Here is a 19952-nt window from a genome sequence, read left to right as displayed (position 1 = left end):
GGCCGACCACCGTTTTGAGAGGCATCGCAGCCTCGCTGGGCCTGCTTGCGCTAATCTTGAACCTTCCGGCGGCAGCAGCCGAAGACGTTCGCCCAAAGAGCGCGCCGGCGGCACCTGCGGCCTATGTTACGCAGGCCCCGATCGTGATGCTCAAGGATCTCGATACGGGAAAAGTGCTGTTTTCCCGCGGCGCCGACAAGCGCTTTGCTCCGGCGTCTATGGCGAAGGTGATGACGGCCTATGTCGTCCTCGACCTCGTCAAACGAGGCCAATTGTCGCGCGACAAGCTTCTGACTGTCGAAGAGGCGACATGGAAGACATGGAGCGCGCGGAGCCGCAGTTCGAGCATGTTTCTGAGCGCGGGCGAAAAGGTCTCGGTTGACGATTTGCTCAAAGGATTGATCACCGTTTCGGGGAACGACGCCGCAGCGGTTCTCGCGGTCGGCATCGACGGCAGCGAGGCCGCTTTCGTCAAAAGAATGAATGGGATAGCGACGCGAATTGGTATGTCGTCGAGTAATTTCGGAACGCCGAGCGGTTGGCCTGACGGCGGAGTGACCAAAGTCAGCGCAGGCGATATGGTCCTGCTCGCCGAGCGGCTGATCCGCGACCATCCGGGCGACTATGCGCGCTATTTTTCGATTCCGAAGTTCCGGCATGGCACCTCGCCGGAAGGAAAACCGATCATCCAGGCGAACCGCAATCCGATCCTCGGCCGCTTCGCGGGGGCCGATGGCCTGAAGACAGGACATACGTCGGAGGCGGGCTATTGTTTCCTCGGCTCGGCAAAGCGCGATGGGCGTCGGCTGATCATGATTGTTGCCGGCATGCCAACCGAAAAAGCGCGCCGCGACGAGGCCGAGCGGCTGATGAGCTGGGGTTTTGCCGATGGCGGCGCCGGGACAACTGTACAGGACCGGCGCTCCGCTGCGTCGAAAGACCGGGCAGCCGCTACGCGCAGATGACAAAGGTCCCAAGGCGGGCTACCGCCGACCGATGCACGGGCAGCATCCCATCCACCAGCTCTTTGGGTTAGCGACATGACGCGCGGTCGTTTTATAACGCTTGAGGGCGGCGAAGGGGTCGGTAAATCGACGCAAATTCGCGCACTTGCTGCCGCGCTCGAGGCGCTTGGTATCGAGACAGTCGCGACGCGCGAACCTGGCGGTAGCATGGGCGCCGAAGCGATCCGCACGCTGCTCATGGAGGGAAGCGACGATCGCTGGGACGCTCGGAGCGAGGCATTGCTTTTTGCCGCGGCGCGCGCCGACCATGTCGCACGCACGATCCGCCCGGCGCTTGATCGCGGCGCGTGGGTGCTCTGCGACCGCTTCGTCGATTCGAGCCGCGCCTATCAGGGCGGCGGCGGCGGCATCACCGACGCCGACCTCCTGACGCTTCACGGCTTCGGTTCGATGGGCTTGTTGCCCGACCGGACCTTTCTGCTCACCGTCAGTGCCGACGAGGCGGCGCGGCGGCTGACCGAACGTGGCGGCAGCGACCGCATGGGCAATAAGCCTGCGGACTATCAGGCGCGGCTCGCGGCACGTTTTGTCGAAATGGCGGAGGCGGAGCCTGCTCGCTGGCGGATCGTCGGTGCCGACGCTCCCGCTGAACGGGTGACTGCGGCGATCCTCGCTGAGCTTGCGGAATGGCTGCCATGATCGGCCATCAGGACGCCGAAAAGGCCTTTGTCGAGGCCTGGCAAGGCGGACGTCTTCACCACGCCTGGCTTCTGGCCGGGCCGCAGGGGATGGGGAAGGGCGCCTTTGCCGAACGTGTAGCACGCTTTCTCGTCACCCACGGACGCGGCGGCGACGGACAATCGGTGACCCTCGACGACCACGGCGACGATGCCGCGGCCCGGCTTGTCGACGCCGGAAACCACCCCGAAATCCTCCGTCTCGCACGCCAGCCCAAGGACAAGGCGAAGGAGCTCGCTCGCAACATCACGATCGAGCAGGTGCGGCAGATGATCCGCCGCCTTCATCTGTCTCTGTCGCTCGGCGAGTGGCGCGTGATCATCGTCGATGCGGTCGACGATCTGGAAACCGACGGCGCCAACGCATTGCTAAAGACGCTCGAGGAACCGCCGGCAAAGACGCTGTTCCTGCTCGTCAGCCATTCACCTGGACGCTTGTTGCCGACCATAAGGTCGCGCTGCAGAATGCTACGTTTTCAGCCGGTTGATCGTGACGTCATGACAGCGTGGCTGGGCGAGTTGCGCCCGATGCTCGAAATCGCCGAAGTACGCGCGATCGTTGCCGCTTCGGGCGGTGTGCCGGGCAAGGCGCTCGCGCTGATCGACAGCGATGTCGCGGCGATGGAAAAAAAGCTGCTTGCGATTGCGGCGAGCGGCGATCCCGAGAACCGGTTGCGTGAGGCGCTCGCTCGCGAAGTTGGCGGGACAAGCAATCGCGCCCGGCTCGAACTGGTGATCGACATTGTTCCGGGGCTGCTGGCGCGCCTCGCACGCGACCGTCCGGTTGCGGAGATCGCGCCCGTTCTCGCCCAATGGGACCGCGTCCAGCGCACGGTCCGTGATGCGATCCGAGGTTCCTACGACGGTGCGATGGTGGGGTTCGAAATAGGTAACTGCCTCGCCGAATTGGCGCCAAGGACAGGGCAGACGACACGCTGACGCTTTCCCTCGCGCGCCCCAGCGGCTAAGGCGCGCGCATGTCCGAAAACAAAGACCCCTTCTATATCACCACTGCGATCAGCTACCCCAATGGCCGCCCGCATATCGGTCACGCTTATGAAGCAATCGCGACCGACGTCATGGCCCGCTTCCAGCGCGCGCGCGGCCGCGACGTGCGGCTAATCACCGGGACCGACGAACATGGGCTTAAGATGTTCCAGACCGCGCGTGACCAAGGCCGCGCTACGATCGATCTCGCCGACGAAATGTCGGGATATTTCCGTGAGATGTATGCCAGGCTGAATATCAGCTATGACAATTTCATGCGTACGTCGGATGCCGCTCACCATGAAGCGTCGCAGGCGATCTGGCGCGCGATGGAGGCGAACGGCGACCTCTATCTCGACCGTTATGAGGGCTGGTACTCGGTCCGCGATGAGGCTTTTTACGACGAAAGCGAACTGGTCGACGGGGAAGGGGGCGTTCGCCTATCGCCGCAAGGTACGCCGGTCGAATGGACCGTCGAGGAAAGCTGGTTCTTCCGTCTGTCCAAATATCAGGACAAACTACTCGCGCTCTACAACGAGCAACCCGATTTCATCCGCCCCGAAAGCCGTCGCAACGAGGTCATGCGCTTCGTCGAAGGCGGTCTCAAGGACCTCAGCGTCTCGCGCACCAGCTTCGACTGGGGCGTGCCGGTGCCGGGTTCACCGGGGCACGTGATGTATGTGTGGGTCGACGCGCTGACCACCTATTTGTCAGGATTGGGCTACCCGAACCCCGCCAGTGATTTCAGCAAGTTCTGGCCGGCGAATATCCATATGATCGGCAAAGATATCGTTCGTTTTCATACGGTTTACTGGCCGGCCTTCCTGATGAGCGCGAACCTGCCGCTGCCGAAACAGGTGTTCGGCCACGGCTTTCTGCTCAACCGCGGCGAGAAAATGTCGAAATCGCTCGGCAATGTGGTCGATCCTATGGTGCTTGCCGATCAGTTCGGCGTCGACGCGCTGCGCTATTACCTGCTCCGCGAAGTCAGCTTCGGACAGGATGGTACTTATTCGGCCGAGGCGATCGTGCGCACCGCGAACGCCGACCTCGCGAACAGCTTCGGAAATCTTGCACAGCGCAGCTTGTCGATGATTTTCAAGAATTTGGACGGCAAGATTTCGGCCGACTATTCACCGGCGCAGGATGACGTCGACCTGCTCACAGATCTCGCCGAAATGGCGGCGATCCGCTTGCCGCGCGAATTCGAGCAACTCGCTTTCTCGGTAGGTATCGAGGACTGGATCCGCGCGGTGTTCGCCTGCAACCAATATGTCGATACGCAGGCCCCCTGGGCGCTGCGTAAAACCGACCCCGAACGCATGCGCGCCGTGCTGATGACCTTGTTTCAAGCGGTGCGGACGCTCGCGATCGCCATCCGGCCCGTCGTACCGGCGGCCGCCGACGCATTACTCGACCAGATGGGCATTGCCGACGACGCGCGCGATTTTGACGCGCTGGCAGACAACGACTGGTTCGCGAAGCTCGTTGCCAGCGGCTTTGTGGTCGGTCAGCCCGTACCGATCTTCCCACGCCTGGAACTGCCAGCCGAGGACAATGGGGGGGAAGGGGAGGCCTGAATGCTCGTCGATTCGCACTGCCACCTCAACTATAAGGGCCTCGCCGAACAGCAGGATGAAGTGCTCGAACGCGCCCGTGCGCGCGGCGTCACCGCCATGCTCAACATCGCGACGCGCGAAAGCGAATGGGACGATGTTCTTGCCGTCGCCGAAGCGAACGCCGACGTCTGGGCCAGTGTCGGCATCCATCCGCATGATGCGGACCACCACCCCGACGTCGATACCGCCAAGCTTGTCGAACGCGCGAGGCATCAGCGAGTGATCGGGATCGGCGAAACCGGGCTCGATTACTATTACGACAAGAGCGACCGCATGCGGCAGCAGGATAGCTTCCGCCGTCATATTCACGCGTCGCAACAAACCGGCCTGCCGATCATCGTTCACACGCGCGATGCCGAAGCTGATACTCTGGCCTTGCTCGGCGAAGAGATGGACAGGGCTACCTTCCCAGGCGTGATCCACTGCTTCACCGCCAGTGATGATTTCGCGCGGCAGGCGCTCGACCTTGGGTTCTTTATCTCGATCTCGGGCATAGTGACGTTCAAGAACGCCGCCGATCTCCAGTCGACAGCCAAATGGCTGCCGCAGGACCGGCTGCTGATCGAAACCGATTCCCCCTTCCTTGCCCCCGTCCCGCATCGCGGCAAGGCCGGTGAGCCGGCTTTTGTCGCCGATACTCTCGCGTTTCTGTCAACGCTTCGCGACGAAGATCCCGACGCGCTTGCATCGGCGACGAGCGCCAATTTCTATTCGCTTTTCAATAAGGCGGTAGCATGACGTCGCGCGCTTCATGAAGCTAAGGATCCTTGGCAGCGGTACCTCCTCGGGCGTTCCGCGGATCGGTAACGACTGGGGTGCGTGTGACCCCGACAATCCCCGAAACCTGCGTAGCCGCGCCTCAATCATGGTCTCGCTGGGCGGTTTTCGTATCCTCGTCGACACCAGTCCTGATATGCGGTTGCAACTGCTAGACGCGGGCGTCGGCGAGATCGATGCCGTGATCTGGACGCATGAGCACGCCGACCATACGCACGGTCTCGACGATCTTCGACAAGTCATGCATCTCCGGCGCTCCGCAGTACCGGTCTATGCGCGCGATCATGTACTCGACATCCTGAAATGGCGTTTTACCTATGCCTTTGCGGGCAACGCCGGCTATCCGGCATCGGTCGATCCAATCGATCTTCACGATCATCAGTCGATCGGCCCCATCGAAGTATCCGCGATCGAAATGCCGCACGGCCCGATCAAGGCTACGGGCCTGATCTTTAGCGATGGCGCCCACAAGATCGCCTATGCCACTGATTTTTCTAAGTTTACTGATGAGATGGTCGAATTTTTCCAAGGCGTCGACCTCTTCGTCATCGACGCGCTGCGCCGTTATCCGCATCCAACGCACCCACATTTGGCAATGACGCTTGAGGGTCTGGGCAAAGTCGGCAATCCGCGCGCGATCATTACGCATATGGACAATACGATGGATTATGACGACCTTGCGGCGGAATTGCCGCCAGGCGTCGAGCCTGGATATGACGGGTTGGAGGTGCAGCTATGAACGGCGACACGACTGTTCAAATCCTGTGGTTTGCCGGCGCATTCACGCTGGTGCTCAGTTCGCTGCTGGCGCGGCGGCTGCCGATGGCCGACTGGATCAAGATGGCGCTGGCGTGGGTGGCGATTTTCGGACTGGTGTTTCTGGTTATCCGGACATGGCAGGCTGTAACATAGCGAGAGGGGCACTTTCTCCCCGTACATTCTTATATTTAACATAATATATATTATCGGATAATTTCATGGCCGAAACCGTAGCCCAGTCCCCCATCAATCGCCTGCTTGCGATCATGCGCCAGCTCCGCAATCCCGACGGCGGCTGTGAATGGGATCTGGCGCAGAATTTTTCGACCATCGCACCGTACACGATCGAAGAAGCTTATGAGGTCGCCGACGCCATTGCCGGCGGCGATCCCGTAGCCATCTGCGATGAGCTTGGCGACCTGTTGCTCCAGGTGGTTTTTCACAGCCAGATTGCCACCGACAACGGCTTGTTCGGTTTCGACGATGTCGCCAACGCGATCAGCGACAAGATGGAGCGCCGCCATCCTCATATCTTCGGTGACAGAAAGACTGACGACGTCCGCCAGCAGTGGGAGCAGATCAAGGCGGCCGAACGCGCCACCGACGGTCCGGCAAGCGCGCTTGCCGGCGTTGCGCAGTCGTTGCCCGCATTACTTCGCGCACAAAAGCTGCAAGACCGTGCGGCGCGTGTCGGGTTCGATTGGCCCGACATCGAAGGCCCGCGCGCCAAGATTGTCGAGGAACTCGCCGAGGTCGCGGCTGCGACCAGCGAGGCCGAGCAGCATGAGGAGATCGGCGACCTGTTGTTAGCGGTGGTCAACTATGCCCGACACCTTGGCGTCGACGCAGAAGGAGCTCTGCGCGACGCCAATGGCAAGTTCGCGCGGCGCTTTGCCGCCATGGAAGATCGCGCCGGCGGCAGCCTGTCGGGCCTGTCGCTCGACGTACAGGAAAGCCATTGGTTGGCCGTTAAGGCGTCGGAGCGTCCGTAGTCGGCCAAAGCCGTTCGAAGCGTGCGCTGTCGGCGGGATCGAGGCGTACGGTGAGAATATGGCCTTCAGCCTCAGGCTCATCGGCCAGCACTTCGCCTCGCGCATGAAGCCACGCCGCCGCTTCACCCTGGCTATAGCTCAGGTAAATGCGCTGAACCTTGTGCAGTGCAGTCAATTGTGACGCCATCAGTGTCCGCGCAGCTTCGACGCCCTCGCCCGTTGCCGCGGAGATCACGGCGACATCGGGGCGACGCGCTGCCATATCCTCGATAGCCGCGCGGCTTTCGTCATCGGCCGTGTCGATCTTGTTCCAGATTTCGATTTGTTGGATCGCCGGTGGCGCATCGCCCTCCCCGTCGTCCTGTGGTCCATTGACACCCAGCGATTCCAATATGGCGCGCACATCGTCATATTGGGCGTCGCTGTCGGGATGGACAATGTCGCGGACGTGTACGATCAGATCGGCGGTTGTGACTTCCTCCAGCGTCGCGCGGAACGCCGCGACCAGTTCGGTAGGCAGGTCGGAGACAAAACCCACGGTGTCCGACAGGATCGCCTTGTCGATTCCGGGGAGCCGGATTTCGCGCATCGTTGGGTCGAGCGTGGCGAAAAGCATATCTTCCGCCATGACGTCACTTCCCGTCAACCGATTGAAAAAGGTGGACTTCCCGGCATTGGTGTAGCCTACGAGCGCAACCACGGGCCATGGCGCGCGCTGGCGTTTCGACCGCTGCAACTGCCGCGTGCGCCGCGCGTCTTCGAGGCTGCGGCGGATGCGGGCCATCCGGTTGCGGATCATCCGCCGGTCAGCCTCAATCTGTGTTTCGCCGGGGCCGCCGAGGAAGCCAAAGCCACCGCGCTGGCGCTCAAGGTGGGTCCAACTGCGCACCAGCCGCCCCGCCTGATAGTCGAGATGTGCGAGTTCGACCTGTAACCGCCCTTCGGCTGTCGCGGCTCGTTCGCCGAAAATTTCGAGGATCAGGCCCGTCCGGTCGATTACCTTGGTGCCGAATGCGGTTTCAAGGTTGCGCTGCTGGATCGGGCTGAGCGCCGCATCGACGACGACCAGTTGAACACCCTTTGCCGCGATGTCGGGCGCGATCGCTTCGATTTGCCCGACACCCAACAACGTCGCAGCGCGCGTCTGCCGTAACCGGAGCGTGTGGACCGCAACGACGTCTAGCCCGATCGCAAGCGCAAGCCCCCTCGCCTCCTCGGCGCGCGCGTCTAAGTCCCGCGCGAGGCGCTGGCTATGCCATTCGGGCACGACGATAAGCGCGGCGGCGCCGCGCGTTACCTCGTCTTCATTGTCGATTATCGGGTCGATCAGGCGTTATCCGCTTCTGCGTCCGGCTCGCTGTCGGTCAGGTTGATCGGCCCGTTCGGCTGGACAGTCGAAATCGCGTGCTTGTAGACAAGCTGGACCTGCCGCTCGCGCTCGAGCAACATACAGAACAGGTCGAAAGCGACGATATCGCCCTGCAACATGACGCCGTTGACAAGGAACATCGTCACCGACTCGTCGGAACGACGGACCGCGTTCAGGAACACGTCCTGCAGCGCCTTGCCCTTGCTTGCTGGTGCGTCGCGCAGACTGTCACCAAGCAGCGAGAGGTCGAAGTCGTGCGACGGCATCACCGTCGAGATCGCATGCTTGTAAACTAGCTGTGATTGCCCATCACGGCGAAGAAGCAACGAGAAGTTGTCGAACCAGGTGATGATGCCCTGCAGCTTGACACCCTTGACCAGGAACATCGTCACCGGCGTCTTGCTCTTGCGAAGGGCGTTTAGGAAAATATCCTGGAGATTCTGATTTTTATCGGACACATTTGCCTCCTGTTTTTGGCGGTGTAACCGCGGGTATGGTGCCGGTTTTCCGGTTTTAAGACCTTCTTCGCGCCCGCAATATGCGGCAAAGGACACGCGAGGTCTAGCGCAAAGCCGCTATCCCTCGCCGTCCGAACTCTCGGTAAGGCCTAAAAGTTTCAGTTTGCGGTGCAGTGCGGAACGTTCCATTCCGATGAAGGTCGCGGTGCGTGAGATATTGCCCGAAAAGCGGTTGATCTGGATGCGCAGATATTCGCGTTCGAAATTCTCGCGCGCTTCCTTCAGCGGGATTGCCGTGATCGATTCCGAGTTGGGCAGGATATCGGCGCCGCCGCGGACCAGTTCGGCTGGCAGCATATCGGCGTCGATACGATTCAGCCGGTCGCTGGGTGCAAGGATCATGACACGCTCGATCACGTTGCGCAGTTCGCGGACATTGCCCGGCCATTCGTGCGCCTGGAGCGCCGCCATCGCTTCCGAACTGATTTCGGGCGGTGGGACGCGACGATCGGCGGCATAGCGGCGGATATAGTGATCGCAAAGGCTGGCGATATCGTCGCGGCGTTCGCGCAGCGGCGGGATATGCACGGGTACGACATTGAGCCTGTAATAGAGATCTTCGCGAAACCGGTTTTCGGCGATTTCGGTCATCAGGTCGCGCGCCGAACCTGAAATGATGCGGACATCGACGCGGATCATTGTCCGGCCGCCCACCCGGGCGAAGCTCTGATCGGTCAGGACGCGCAGGATCTTGCCCTGCGTGGTCAGCGGCATATCGGCGACTTCGTCGAGGAACAAGGTCCCGCCATGCGCCTGTTCGAGCAGTCCGACGCGGATCGAGCCGTCCTCGGCCTCGGAACCGAATAATTCGGTCTCGACCGTTTCGGGATCCATCCGCGCGGAGGAAATGACGCGGAAGGGCGCATTCTGCCGGCCGCTCCATCCGTGCAGCACGCGCGCCGCAACTTCCTTGCCGACGCCCGGCGCGCCTGTGATCAGCACGCGGCTCCCGGTTCCTGCGACGCGCTTCAGCGTCGCACGGACATTGTTGATTGCCGCACTGGTCCCGGTCAGTTCGTCAGAGGGGCCTGCCTTTTCACGCAATTGCTCATATTCGAACTTCAGCCGCTCATTCTCGGTCGCGCGCGCGACGAGGTGGAGCAGACGCGATGCCTCGAACGGCTTTTCGATGAAATCGAACGCGCCGCGGCGGATTGCTGCAACCGCGGTATCCAGCCCGCCATGCCCCGAAATGACAATGATCGGCAGCGTCGGGTCAAAGGCCTTGATCGCCTCGACCAGCCCGAGACCGTCGAGCCGCGAGCCCTGAAGCCAGACGTCGATCAGCGCGAGCGACGGGCGTCGCTGCCGGATCGCTTCGAGCGCGGAATCGCTGTCGGAGGCGGTGCGCGCCTCATAACCTTCGTCCTCCATGACGCCGGCGACGAGTTCGCAGATGTCACGTTCGTCGTCGACGATCAAAATATCAAGCGCCATGATCTTCTCTGTCCTGTCGGTTCCGGATGCGTCCGGGAACCGATTCAATTTGCCCCATTCCCTGTTCGCCGCCCTTTCCGGCCAATGGCCTGAGCCGTTCGGGATGGAGCGTCAGGGTCACGCATGTCCCCTGCCCCGTCGGATTGTCGGAAAATTCTAGCTCGCCATAATGTTGCTCGACGATCTTCTTGACGATCGCGAGCCCGAGCCCGGTCCCGCCCTGGCGCGTCGTCATATAGGGTTCGGCGATCGCGTCGCGCGCTTCCGGCAGTCCGATACCGTCGTCGGATACGCGAATGATGAACTCGCCCCCTGCGCCGACAACGAGTTCCGCCGCGATATGTCCCGTGGCGACGGAATCGGAATTTCTATATTTCTCTTCAATCGCCTCGACCGCGTTTTTCACGATATTGGTGATCGCCTGTGACAGCAGGCGGCGGTCGCAAACGAGCGGCTCGATCTCGGCGGGCGTTTTGACGGCAAAGGCGATGTCGGGCTTTGCCACTTCGAAGAGGAAGACCGCCTGACGCACGATGTCACGGACATCCTCGACCCCGAAAGTCGGTTTCGGCATCCGTGCAAAGCTCGAAAATTCATCGACCATGCGCCGCATATCGTGAACCTGCCGGATCACCGTATCGGTCAGCTTGCGGAACGTGGCTTCGTCGCCCTCCACCTTGTCACCGAACCGCCGCTGGAGCCTTTCGGCCGCCAGCTGGATCGGGGTCAACGGGTTCTTGATTTCGTGCGCGATGCGCCGTGCGACGTCGGACCAGGCCGCCCGGCGCTGATCGAGCAATTGCTGCGTGATATCCTCGAAGCTCAGGACGAAGCCATCGCCCTGCGCCACGGCTTTCGCCGCAAGCGTCGCGGGTTCAGCATCCTTGCGCGACAGTTGAACGATCGCCTCGCGCTCGTCGCTGATCAACAGGCGTGCCAGTTCTGGAGCGACGTCGTCGAGCGGCTGGCCAGTCAGGCATTCGGCCGATTGGCAGATCAGCCGTTCCGCTGCTGCGTTGGCGAGCAGGATGCGGCGGTCGGCGTCTACCGACACCACCGCCGACGACACACCGCTGAGCACTGCCTCGATGAAGCTGCGCCGCGCTTCGAGCTGTTCGTTCACGCTGACCAGCGCGCCGGTTTGCCCCTGCAATTGCTCGGTCATCCGGTTGAATGCTCGGGTCAGCACCGAGATTTCGTCGTCGCGCGCCGGCGGCGTGACCCGCACCGAAAGGTCGCCCTCCGCAGCGGTTCGCGTCGCGCCGATCAGCGTGCCGAGCGGGCGGACGATTCGGTCGGCCACGACGATTGCCGCAATAACGGCGAGCGCAAGAAGCAAAAGCGACCCGAGGTAGAGGGCGCCGTTGAATTGCAGCTGGAGCTGCTGTGAGCGTTCGAACAAGCCATTATAGTCAGCGAGCACCGCACTCGCGCGAGCCGATTGCTGAAAGCCCGGAACGTTGGTGTCGCGTGAGGCATAGACGTAGGCGCGGCCCGTGCCGGGAAGCCGCGCCGCAGCTTCGATCCGGTTCGGCTGGCGGACGACAACGACGTCCTCGCCTGCGTCGAGGCGACCGACCATCGCCGAGCTAAGGCGGTTCTCGGCCGCCCTGTTATCGGGATTGATCGCCGTTGCCGTCCGCGAAACGCCATCTCTGCCGATCTCGATAATGGCCGATTCATTCAGGCTACGCACGACAACTTGTTGCAGATAATAGTTGCTAAAGACCGGGCTATCTATCGGGGCGAGGCTCAATTGCTTGCCAAGGTCGTTGGCCATGGCAAAGGTGTTCGCGCCGACCTGACGCTGGTTTTCCTGATAATAACCCTCGGCCAGATTGGCGGCGTTTTCGAACATGCCGCGCGAGCGATCCGAGAACCAGAAATCGACGCCGAACTGGAACAGCAGCGACGCAAAGATCACGACGAGCAAGGTAGGTGCCGCGGCAATCAGCGAAAAGAGGGCAACAAGCCTGACGTGCAGACGGCCGTTACCGCCCGCCATCGACCGCACCGCGCGGGCGCGTGCGACGCGGCTGCCGATAAGCACGATCAGCGCCATCGCCGGCACCAAATTGACGACCATGATCGCAGCGACGAGCGCAGGGGTCAGCAGCCGTTCGCTCTGCGCATCGCCCGTCACGAAGATGTAGGTAGCGATCGCAAAACTGATGATGAGTGCGAGCGTGTAATATTCTGGGGCGGCAAAACGCCAGAAGCCCGAGCGCGCCACCTGGTCGTCCGAATCCGTATCGACAGCCAGAGGGGGGGATAGCGTCATTGTTGCTACGTTACGACAATCCTGTTGCATAGAAAACACACAAACTGCGCGGCCATCGCCCGATCGCGCCGATTTTTCGATTGCCGTTCCAGATCAAGGATGCGCCGGGTCGATATCGAGCTGTCCAAGGCGCTTGCGCAACGTGTTGCGGTTGATGCCCAGCCGCCGCGCCGCCTCAAGCTGATTGCCGCGAACATCGCGTAATATCCGACGGAAAAGCGCCGCTTCGACAATTGCCTCGAGCTGTTCGTGGATATGTCCGTCGCCCGCCGCGTCCGCCATCTTCTCGCGCGTCCAATCGTCGACCGCGCGGGCGATAAGCGCCGCGGGTTCGACCATTCCGCCGCCCTCGCCATTATCCTGCAGGACGGTTTCGACATCGCGGACGGTCACGACGATGTCGCGCGACAGGACCGCGAGTCGCTGAACAACGTTACCGAGTTCGCGAACATTGCCCGGCCAGTCATAGCGTTCGAGCCATTGCATCGCAGCGGGCGCAAACTGCCGATCGGGTAGCCCAGAGCCGCGTCCGACCTCGACAAAATGGCGCACCAGTGCGGCGATGTCGCTGCGTCGGTCGCGCAGCGGCGGCAGCGTCACCGGAATGACGTTGAGCCGGTAGAAAAGGTCCTCGCGGAACCGGCCATCGGCGACGAGCGTGCGCATGTCGCGGTGGGTCGCCGCGATGACGCGCACGTCGGCGCGCAGCGCCTGATTGCCGCCGACGGTCGAATATTCGTTGCTCTGGAGCACCCGCAGCAGCCGCGTCTGCGCCTCCAGCGGCATGTCGCCGATTTCGTCGAGAAACAGTGTGCCGCCCGCGGCCTGCTCGAAACGCCCGGCATTGCGACTATGCGCGCCGGTAAAGGCCCCCTTCTCATGCCCGAACAATTCGGCCTCGATCAGCTCGCGCGGAATCGCGGCCATGTTGATCGCAACGAAGGGGCCGCTGCGGCGGAGGCCCGTCGCGTGAATCGCACGTGCGACGACCTCCTTGCCCGTACCCGATTCCCCAAGGATCAGCACCGCGAGATCGTTCGACGCGAGTCGCGCGATCGTGCGGTATACGGCCTGCATCGCGGGCGCTCGGCCGACCAGTCCGTGGCTGTCGGCGGGGACCGCGGCCTCCCTGGCGGCAGGCTCTGCTCGCCGCTGCAATGCGGCACGAACGCTGGCGGTCAGTTCATCGAGATCGAAGGGCTTGGGAAGATAATCGTAACTGCCGATCCCCGTGGCGCGCACCGCCGTGTCGAGCGTATTCTGCGCCGACAGCACGATCACCGGCGTCGTGGGATCGATCGCGGAGCGCGACAATGAATCGATGCCGTCGCCATCGGGAAGCACAACGTCGGTAATGACGAGATCGGGGCGGTTATCCGCAAGCCAGGCATTGCGTTCGGCCAGACTCGCGACCGACGCGAAATGGGCGCACTCGCCGACGAGCGTTTCGCGGATGATCATCGCGATCGCGGGATCGTCCTCGACCAACAGGATCGTCTTGCCCTTGCTCACCTGGTTCATCCCTTTTGCGCGACGGGCAGGTGAACGCGAAAGCGCGTCCATTCGCCATCGCGGATATGCTGGACCGTGCCGCCCATGTCGCGTGCGAGCTTGGCGACGAGAGCGAGGCCAAGTCCCCGCCCCTCGCGCTTGGTCGTCACGAACGGATCGAACAGGTCGCCGCGAATGTCGGCGGGAACGCCGGGGCCATTGTCGCTGACGCTAACCTCGATGGGCAGCGCGATGCGGCCGCGCCCATCGCCATTGTCGATCGACAGGCCGTGGCGATAGGCGGTGGTCAGGCGCACCACGCCATCGTCGCGCCCGCCGAGCGCCTCGCAACCATTGGTCAGCAGGTTGAGCAATATCTGCACCATGGCGTCATGATTCCCGTGGACGAGCGGCAGCGACGGATCGAAATCCTCGGCAAAGCGCACGCCGGGGAACTGGCGCGCACGCGCCGTCTCCATTGCCTGGTGTATCGGCTGATAGAGGTTGATCGGGCCGCAGGCGATCGGCTGCCCGCGCGAGAAATGCTCCATCTGATCGATCAACGTCGCGATGCGATCGACCTCGGCGCAAATCAGCGTCGTGAACCGTTCGCCTCCAGCATCGGTCTTGCGCGCGAGCAATTGCGCCGCGCCCTTGATCCCCGCGAGCGGGTTCTTGATCTCATGCGCGAGCATAGAGGCGGCCGCGCCTGCCGCGCGCCCTGAGCGCCCGATCGCCCCGCCCATCAGTTCGGCATCGCTCTGCGACGGCACGAGCGCAAGGATACGGTGGCCGCTCTGGCCATAGGGGACCATCTGCATGTCAACGAAGAAGGACCGCCTGCCCCCCGCCGAAATCTCGGTACGGTGCGCGAAGAGCGCCGACGTCGCGGCGTCGCTCATCCGTTGACGATAGTTGCGGTCCATCTCGATGACGTCATAGATGACGCGCCCGACCATCGCCGAGCGGCTGACATTGCAGAGCTGCTCGGCGGCAGCGTTGACGAATAGCACGACCCCGCCGTCGTCGATCAGCAGTGTCGGGACGGGGTGCGACTGGATCAGCTCGTCATGGTCGAAAACGGGGATGCTCGACGTGAGCGCGGTCACGCAGCCGCCCTGGTCAGGTGCGGGCCATAAAAGGCTTCCAGCGCGTCGAGCACGCCCTTGCTGTCGGGAATCTGATTGACCTTGTTACGGAACTCGGCCGAGCCGTGCAGCCCCTTGACGTACCAACCGAGATGCTTGCGCGCCATATTGACCCCGGTCATCTCGCCATAATGATCGATCATCGCGCGGTAGTGCGATGTGATGACGTCATATTGTTCGTCGAGGCCGGGGTCGGGGCGTTCGGCTTCGCCGCGCAGCGCCGCCATCACCTGTCCCAACAGCCAGGGACGGCCATAAGCGCCGCGGCCGATCATCACGCCGTCGGCGCCGCTTTGCGTGAGCGCGGTTTTCGCGTCTTCCGCCGAACAGATATCGCCATTGACGATAACGGGGATCGACACCGCGTCCTTGACGCTGCGCACGAAACCCCAGTCGGCCTCTCCGCGATACATCTGGTTGCGCGTCCGGCCGTGGACGGTGACCAGCTTTGCGCCAAGATCTTCGGCGATATGCGCAAGTTCGGGCGCGTTGAGGCTGTCGTGGCACCAGCCCATGCGCATCTTGACCGTCACCGGGACCGATACGGCCTCCACGCAGCTGTCGATCAGCGCCGCCGCCAGTTTCAGGTCGCGCATCAGCGCCGAGCCCGCGTCGCCGTTGGTGACCTTGCGCACCGGGCAGCCCATGTTGATGTCGATGATCGACGCGCCGCGGTCTTCGTTGAGCTTCGCCGCCTCGCCCATTTCATAGGGAGTGCAACCGACAAGCTGCATCGATACCGGTTCCTCGACGGGGTCCCATGCGGCTTTCTGGATCGACTGGCGCGTTTCGCGGATCGCAGCTTGGCTTGCGATCATCTCGGTGACGTTGAGCCCCGAGCCGTAATAGCGGACAAGCTTGCGGAACGGCAGGTCGGTGACGCCCGTCATCGGCGCGAGGATCACGGGATCCGCGATGGTGATGTTGCCGATCTGGATGGGCCGCAGCGGCGCCATGGCGGGGAGCTTTCGTCAAAATTGCCTAAATTTTGAGCAGCCCCTACACGCTAAGCCGCTTTCCCGCAAGGCGCGGCTGCGCTAACCGGCGCGGCTATGACCGAGTCCGCCCCATCCTCTTCTCCGCGCGTTGCGGTCGTGCTGCTTGCCGGCGGGGTTGGCGCGCGCGCGGGTTTCGAACGACCGAAGCAGCTCGAGCCGCTTGGCGGCAAGCCGATACTGTGCTGGAGCATCGATGCCTTCACGGCGCATCCGTCGATTGCGGGCGGCGTGTTGGTGGCGAACGCCGACGTGATGGCCGCAGTGGAGCCATTGCCCGCAGGCTGGATTTTCGCGGAACCCGGCGCCGAGCGGCAGCAGTCGGTGGCCAATGCCCTCACGGCGCTGGCGGATTGGGCTGACGATGCGCATGTGCTGGTCCACGACGCTGCGCGTCCGGGTGTCGGCGCGGATGTTATCGACCGGTTGCTTGCGGCGCTGCAGGGTTCCGATGCTGCGATCCCTGCACTGCCTGTGCCCGATACGCTCGTCGAACAGGCGCATGGCGAGGCTGGCGATGTCGTCGATCGCAGCGTTCTGGCGCGTGTTCAGACGCCGCAGGCCTTTCGCCTGGGGGTTTTGCGCCGTGCGCATGGGGAAGCGGTCGAGGCGGCGGCGAGCGACGATGCACAACTGGTGCGCCGGCTCGGTATCGCCGTGACAGCCGTTCCTGGCGACGCGCGGCTGCACAAACTGACATATGCGGAGGATATGGCGATCCTTGCGGGGCTTTTGGGGATCGGCACGATGACACGAACAGCGGTCGGCATGGGCTATGACGTCCACCGTCTAGTTACCGGCAAGCCGATGTGGATCGGTGGGATAGAAATCGCGCATAGTCATGGGCTTGAGGGGCATAGCGATGCCGACGTCGCACTTCATGCGCTGACCGACGCGATCCTTGGCGCGCTCGCCGATGGCGATATCGGCGACCATTTTCCGCCGAGCGACCCGCAATGGCGCGGCGCGGCGTCGCACCGCTTCCTCGCCTTCGCTGGCGAGCGGGTGTCGGCCCGTGGCGGGCGAATCGATCATGTCGACCTCACGATCATCGCCGAAGCACCGAAAATCGGCCCGCATCGCGATGCGATCCGCACGCGCATTGCCGAAATCCTTGCGATTCCACGCGAACGGATTAGTGTGAAGGCCACAACGACAGAGCGGCTGGGCTTTACCGGCCGCCGCGAGGGGATAGCGGCGCAGGCCGTTGCCACTTTACAACTTCCGGAGAATTGAACCTTGCAGTCTGTCGAAAAAGCGCGCCTCGCCGCGCGCGACGAGCGCGCCACTCGCGTCCTCGCCAACAACCGCGCCGCGGGTCGCAGGGTCGCGGTCGCCGAAAGCTGCACCGGGGGCATGGTGTCGGTCGCGCTGACCGATATTGCCGGAAGCTCGGACGTATTCAGCGCCGGCTTCGTTACCTATTCGGCGCACGCCAAGCAGAGCCAACTCGACGTCAGCAGCGAGATCATCGAAACCTTCGGCGAAGTGTCGCTCGCGACCGCCTGGGCGATGGCAGCGGGGGCGCTGGCCAACAGCGACGCCGATGTCGCGGTGGCGATCACCGGGATCGCTGGCCCCGGTGGCGGGTCGGAGAAGAAGCCGGTGGGACAGGTCGTGTTCGCACGCGCGCTCCGCGGGCAGGATCCCGACGATTATTTCACCCAGCGAGTACAATTCGAATCAACCGATCGCGCGGCGATCCGGCAGGCGGCGACGCTGTTCGCGCTCGATCTGCTTCAGCCTGAAAAGGATGGGCTGCGGCCGTCGGAGGATATCGCCCTCCCCGCCCCGTAAAGATCGTCGGCGCGCGTTTCGAACGCGGCGATCATCTTTCTGAGCGCCTTGTCGAACATCTGACCCGCAAGAGCCTCGAACACGCGGCTGCGGAACGAGAAATCGACCATGAAATCGACGCGGCAGCCCCCACCCTCGGCGGGCTGGAAGTGCCATTCGTTGCTGAGATGCTTCATCGGACCGTCGATATAGCTGACGATGACTTCGCGCGGCCGCTGTTTGTGGACGCGGCACGAAAAGCTTTCGCGCAGCCCCTTGAAGCCGACGATCATGTCGGCAACCGCCTCATGCTCGCTGTCGCTGCGCAGGCGCAGCGCGACGACCCACGGCAGGAATTCGGGATAACGCGCGATATCGGTAACAAGCGCGAACATCTGTTCGTCGCTGTATGGAAGTTCGCGCGTTTCGTGATGCCTCGGCAAGGGGCGCTCAGCCCGCCTTGACGCGCGCCAGTTGCGCCTCGCGCGCCGCGCGCATCCGCTCGAAATCGTCGCCGGCGTGATAGCTGGAACGAGTCAGCGGCGAAGAGGCGACCTGCAGGAAGCCCTTGGCGCGCGCGATCTGCGCATAGGCGTCGAACGCCTGCGGGGTCACGAACTCGGCGACCTTCGCATGCTTCGGTGTCGGCTGTAGATATTGGCCCATCGTCATGAAATCGATGTCGGCACTGCGCATGTCGTCCATCACCTGATGGACCTCCATCCGCTCCTCGCCGAGCCCGAGCATGATGCCCGACTTGGTAAAGATCGACGGATCGCGGCGCTTGACGCTTTCGAGCAGGCGCAGCGAGGCATAGTAGCGCGCGCCGGGGCGGATTGTCGGATAGAGCCGCGGCACGGTTTCGAGATTATGGTTATAGACGTCGGGACGCGCATCGACGATCGCCGCAACCGCGCTTTCGGGCTTGTTGCGAAAATCGGGGGTCAGGATCTCGATCGTCGTCTGCGGCGTCTCGCGGCGCAGCGCGTTGATGACCTTGACGAACTGGCTCGCGCCGCCGTCGGGCAGATCGTCGCGGTCGACCGAGGTGATGACGATGTGGCTGAGCCCCATCTTCGCCGCCGCGATTGCCGTATGTTCGGGCTCCAGCGGATCGACGGGGCGCGGCATCCCTGTCTTGACGTTGCAAAAGGCGCAGGCGCGCGTGCAGGTGTCGCCAAGGATCATCACCGTGGCATGCTTCTTGGTCCAGCATTCGCCGATGTTTGGGCACGCCGCTTCTTCGCACACCGTATGCAGGTTGAGTTCGCGCATCAGCTTGCGCGTTTCGGCGTAACCGGGGCTGGTCGGCGCCTTGACGCGGATCCAGTCGGGCTTGCGGCTGCGCTGGCTGGGAGTGGTGGCGGAGGCCGATTGAGGCTGGGCGGGAGCGTTCATGCCGCCCACATAGTCGTGCACGCGCCTCTTCTCAACCTCTCTACCTATGCTAAGGCGCCTCCATGACTCACTTTGCAGACATGATCGAGGGATACCGCCGTTTCCGTAACGGCGGTTGGGCGCAGCAACGCGAACGCTGGGGACAGCTTGCGGAAGGGCAATCGCCGAAGGTGATGGTGATCGCCTGTTCGGACAGCCGGTCCGAACCGTCGCAGATTTTCGATACCAATCCGGGCGAAATCTTCGTCGTTCGCAACGTGGCCGCGCTGGTCCCGCCGTTCGAGACGACGCCGGGCCGTCACGGCGTCTCGGCCGCGCTTGAGTTCGCGGTGCAATTCCTGAAGGTCGAGGAAATCGTCGTCATGGGGCACGGTCTGTGCGGCGGCTGCCATGCCGCGCTGCACCGCTCGATGGCGGGCGCCGAGCCCGGCCGCGGCGGGTTCATCGCCGACTGGATCGCGATGCTCGACGATGCGAGCGAACGGGTGCGCAGCGAGCATCCCAATATCGACAATCGCGACGCCGGCCGCGCGATGGAACTTGCGGCAGTTCGCGTAAGCCTTGACAATCTGATGACTTTTCCGTGCATTCAGGAAAAGGTGCGGCGCGGTACGCTGACCCTGCGCGGCGCCTTTTTCGCGATCAGCGACGGGGTCTTGCATCTGATGGATGAGGCGACGGGGGACTTCTCTCCCGCCTGAAC

At 62.9% G+C, this 19952-nt stretch carries 20 protein-coding genes; 11 read left to right on the top strand and 9 right to left on the bottom strand.

Annotated features, from left to right (window positions below; all coding sequences use genetic code 11):
- Nucleotides 1-56 precede the first annotated feature (56 nt).
- The 8 genes from KEC45_RS08515 to mazG all read left to right on the top strand — a co-directional run bounded on the left by KEC45_RS08515 (nucleotide 57) and on the right by mazG (nucleotide 6836).
- Entirely contained in the window at nucleotides 57-965 is a 909-nt protein-coding gene (locus KEC45_RS08515) for a D-alanyl-D-alanine carboxypeptidase family protein (protein WP_193749148.1), read from the top strand.
- Between the two features lie 75 nt (nucleotides 966-1040).
- The gene (gene tmk / locus KEC45_RS08510; RefSeq protein ID WP_062180704.1) at nucleotides 1041-1664 is read left to right on the top strand and encodes a dTMP kinase; all 624 of its coding nucleotides are present in this window, start codon (nucleotides 1041-1043) and stop codon (nucleotides 1662-1664) included.
- The gene (locus KEC45_RS08505; RefSeq protein WP_252171932.1) at nucleotides 1652-2641 is read left to right on the top strand and encodes a DNA polymerase III subunit delta'; all 990 of its coding nucleotides are present in this window, start codon (nucleotides 1652-1654) and stop codon (nucleotides 2639-2641) included. Before tmk ends, KEC45_RS08505 begins: the two co-directional genes overlap by 13 nt.
- A gap of 38 nt (nucleotides 2642-2679) precedes the next feature.
- Entirely contained in the window at nucleotides 2680-4269 is a 1590-nt protein-coding gene (gene metG, locus KEC45_RS08500) for a methionine--tRNA ligase (protein ID WP_252171931.1), read from the top strand.
- On the top strand, nucleotides 4270-5046 hold the full coding sequence (locus KEC45_RS08495) for a TatD family hydrolase (RefSeq protein WP_062180713.1): 777 nt from the start codon (nucleotides 4270-4272) through the stop codon (nucleotides 5044-5046). It begins immediately after the preceding gene.
- Nucleotides 5047-5059: 13 nt separating this feature from the next.
- The gene (locus KEC45_RS08490) at nucleotides 5060-5824 is read left to right on the top strand and encodes an MBL fold metallo-hydrolase (protein WP_062180716.1); all 765 of its coding nucleotides are present in this window, start codon (nucleotides 5060-5062) and stop codon (nucleotides 5822-5824) included.
- Nucleotides 5821-5997, top strand: a complete 177-nt coding sequence (locus tag KEC45_RS08485) for a hypothetical protein (protein WP_252171930.1) — start codon at nucleotides 5821-5823, stop codon at nucleotides 5995-5997. The genes KEC45_RS08490 and KEC45_RS08485 overlap by 4 nt, the downstream gene beginning before the upstream one ends.
- Nucleotides 5998-6062: 65 nt before the next feature.
- Nucleotides 6063-6836, top strand: a complete 774-nt coding sequence (gene mazG / locus KEC45_RS08480) for a nucleoside triphosphate pyrophosphohydrolase (protein WP_062180719.1) — start codon at nucleotides 6063-6065, stop codon at nucleotides 6834-6836.
- On the opposite strand, the gene hflX is transcribed toward mazG, so the two are convergent.
- The 7 genes from hflX to dusB form a co-directional block, all read right to left on the bottom strand.
- Nucleotides 6814-8154 (bottom strand): GTPase HflX, encoded by a 1341-nt coding sequence (gene hflX, locus KEC45_RS08475; RefSeq protein ID WP_083435779.1) that lies wholly within the window; start codon nucleotides 8152-8154, stop codon nucleotides 6814-6816. The two genes, mazG and hflX, sit on opposite strands and share 23 nt — an antisense overlap.
- 8 nt (nucleotides 8155-8162) lie before the next feature.
- Nucleotides 8163-8663, bottom strand: a complete 501-nt coding sequence (hfq, locus tag KEC45_RS08470) for an RNA chaperone Hfq (protein WP_062180725.1) — start codon at nucleotides 8661-8663, stop codon at nucleotides 8163-8165.
- Nucleotides 8664-8780: 117 nt separating this feature from the next.
- Complete coding sequence (locus KEC45_RS08465; RefSeq protein WP_062180728.1) at nucleotides 8781-10160, bottom strand: sigma-54 dependent transcriptional regulator; 1380 nt, start codon at nucleotides 10158-10160, stop codon at nucleotides 8781-8783.
- Complete coding sequence (locus KEC45_RS08460; RefSeq protein WP_238586645.1) at nucleotides 10150-12441, bottom strand: ATP-binding protein; 2292 nt, start codon at nucleotides 12439-12441, stop codon at nucleotides 10150-10152. The genes KEC45_RS08465 and KEC45_RS08460 overlap by 11 nt, the downstream gene beginning before the upstream one ends.
- A gap of 93 nt (nucleotides 12442-12534) precedes the next feature.
- On the bottom strand, nucleotides 12535-13953 hold the full coding sequence (locus KEC45_RS08455) for a sigma-54 dependent transcriptional regulator (protein WP_062183895.1): 1419 nt from the start codon (nucleotides 13951-13953) through the stop codon (nucleotides 12535-12537).
- Between the two features lie 5 nt (nucleotides 13954-13958).
- Complete coding sequence (locus KEC45_RS08450) at nucleotides 13959-15041, bottom strand: nitrogen regulation protein NR(II) (RefSeq protein ID WP_252171929.1); 1083 nt, start codon at nucleotides 15039-15041, stop codon at nucleotides 13959-13961.
- On the bottom strand, nucleotides 15038-16036 hold the full coding sequence (gene dusB / locus KEC45_RS08445; protein ID WP_062180737.1) for a tRNA dihydrouridine synthase DusB: 999 nt from the start codon (nucleotides 16034-16036) through the stop codon (nucleotides 15038-15040). Before dusB ends, KEC45_RS08450 begins: the two co-directional genes overlap by 4 nt.
- 96 nt (nucleotides 16037-16132) lie before the next feature.
- Here dusB and KEC45_RS08440 point away from each other — a divergent pair, with 96 nt between their 5' ends.
- Both KEC45_RS08440 and KEC45_RS08435 read left to right on the top strand, forming a co-directional pair.
- Nucleotides 16133-17311: a bifunctional 2-C-methyl-D-erythritol 4-phosphate cytidylyltransferase/2-C-methyl-D-erythritol 2,4-cyclodiphosphate synthase gene (locus tag KEC45_RS08440; protein ID WP_252171928.1), complete on the top strand. Its 1179-nt coding sequence runs from the start codon at nucleotides 16133-16135 to the stop codon at nucleotides 17309-17311.
- A gap of 3 nt (nucleotides 17312-17314) precedes the next feature.
- Nucleotides 17315-17872 (top strand): CinA family protein, encoded by a 558-nt coding sequence (locus tag KEC45_RS08435; RefSeq protein WP_062180743.1) that lies wholly within the window; start codon nucleotides 17315-17317, stop codon nucleotides 17870-17872.
- On the opposite strand, the gene KEC45_RS08430 is transcribed toward KEC45_RS08435, so the two are convergent.
- Together KEC45_RS08430 and lipA are read right to left on the bottom strand one after the other, a co-directional pair.
- A complete protein-coding gene (locus tag KEC45_RS08430; protein WP_062180746.1) occupies nucleotides 17815-18294 on the bottom strand; it encodes a type II toxin-antitoxin system RatA family toxin in 480 nt (159 codons plus the stop codon). The two genes, KEC45_RS08435 and KEC45_RS08430, sit on opposite strands and share 58 nt — an antisense overlap.
- 7 nt (nucleotides 18295-18301) lie before the next feature.
- On the bottom strand, nucleotides 18302-19249 hold the full coding sequence (lipA, locus tag KEC45_RS08425) for a lipoyl synthase (protein WP_062180749.1): 948 nt from the start codon (nucleotides 19247-19249) through the stop codon (nucleotides 18302-18304).
- A gap of 62 nt (nucleotides 19250-19311) precedes the next feature.
- Here lipA and KEC45_RS08420 point away from each other — a divergent pair, with 62 nt between their 5' ends.
- Nucleotides 19312-19950, top strand: a complete 639-nt coding sequence (locus KEC45_RS08420; RefSeq protein ID WP_062180752.1) for a carbonic anhydrase — start codon at nucleotides 19312-19314, stop codon at nucleotides 19948-19950.
- The last annotated feature ends 2 nt before the right edge of the window (nucleotides 19951-19952 follow it).

It is taken from the genome of Sphingopyxis sp. USTB-05 (assembly GCF_023822045.1).
In the GTDB taxonomy this organism is placed as follows: domain Bacteria; phylum Pseudomonadota; class Alphaproteobacteria; order Sphingomonadales; family Sphingomonadaceae; genus Sphingopyxis.
The sequence above is the reverse complement of the archived record's forward strand: the minus strand, read 5'-3'. Positions and strand labels throughout refer to the sequence as shown.

Bases quoted from the DNA above. Each gene is read 5' to 3' on its own strand.
- KEC45_RS08495 (WP_062180713.1), top strand. From the start codon at position 4,270: ATGCTCGTCGATTCGCACTGCCACCTCAACTATAAGGGCCTCGCCGAA.
- KEC45_RS08440 (WP_252171928.1), top strand. From the start codon at position 16,133: ATGACCGAGTCCGCCCCATCCTCTTCTCCGCGCGTTGCGGTCGTGCTG.
- mazG (WP_062180719.1), top strand. From the start codon at position 6,063: ATGGCCGAAACCGTAGCCCAGTCCCCCATCAATCGCCTGCTTGCGATC.
- metG (WP_252171931.1), top strand. From the start codon at position 2,680: ATGTCCGAAAACAAAGACCCCTTCTATATCACCACTGCGATCAGCTAC.
- KEC45_RS08505 (WP_252171932.1), top strand. From the start codon at position 1,652: ATGGCTGCCATGATCGGCCATCAGGACGCCGAAAAGGCCTTTGTCGAG.
- KEC45_RS08465 (WP_062180728.1), bottom strand. From the start codon at position 10,160: ATGGCGCTTGATATTTTGATCGTCGACGACGAACGTGACATCTGCGAA.
- KEC45_RS08420 (WP_062180752.1), top strand. From the start codon at position 19,312: ATGACTCACTTTGCAGACATGATCGAGGGATACCGCCGTTTCCGTAAC.
- KEC45_RS08490 (WP_062180716.1), top strand. From the start codon at position 5,060: ATGAAGCTAAGGATCCTTGGCAGCGGTACCTCCTCGGGCGTTCCGCGG.
- dusB (WP_062180737.1), bottom strand. From the start codon at position 16,036: ATGGCGCCGCTGCGGCCCATCCAGATCGGCAACATCACCATCGCGGAT.
- lipA (WP_062180749.1), bottom strand. From the start codon at position 19,249: ATGAACGCTCCCGCCCAGCCTCAATCGGCCTCCGCCACCACTCCCAGC.
- tmk (WP_062180704.1), top strand. From the start codon at position 1,041: ATGACGCGCGGTCGTTTTATAACGCTTGAGGGCGGCGAAGGGGTCGGT.
- KEC45_RS08485 (WP_252171930.1), top strand. From the start codon at position 5,821: ATGAACGGCGACACGACTGTTCAAATCCTGTGGTTTGCCGGCGCATTC.
- KEC45_RS08460 (WP_238586645.1), bottom strand. From the start codon at position 12,441: ATGACGCTATCCCCCCCTCTGGCTGTCGATACGGATTCGGACGACCAG.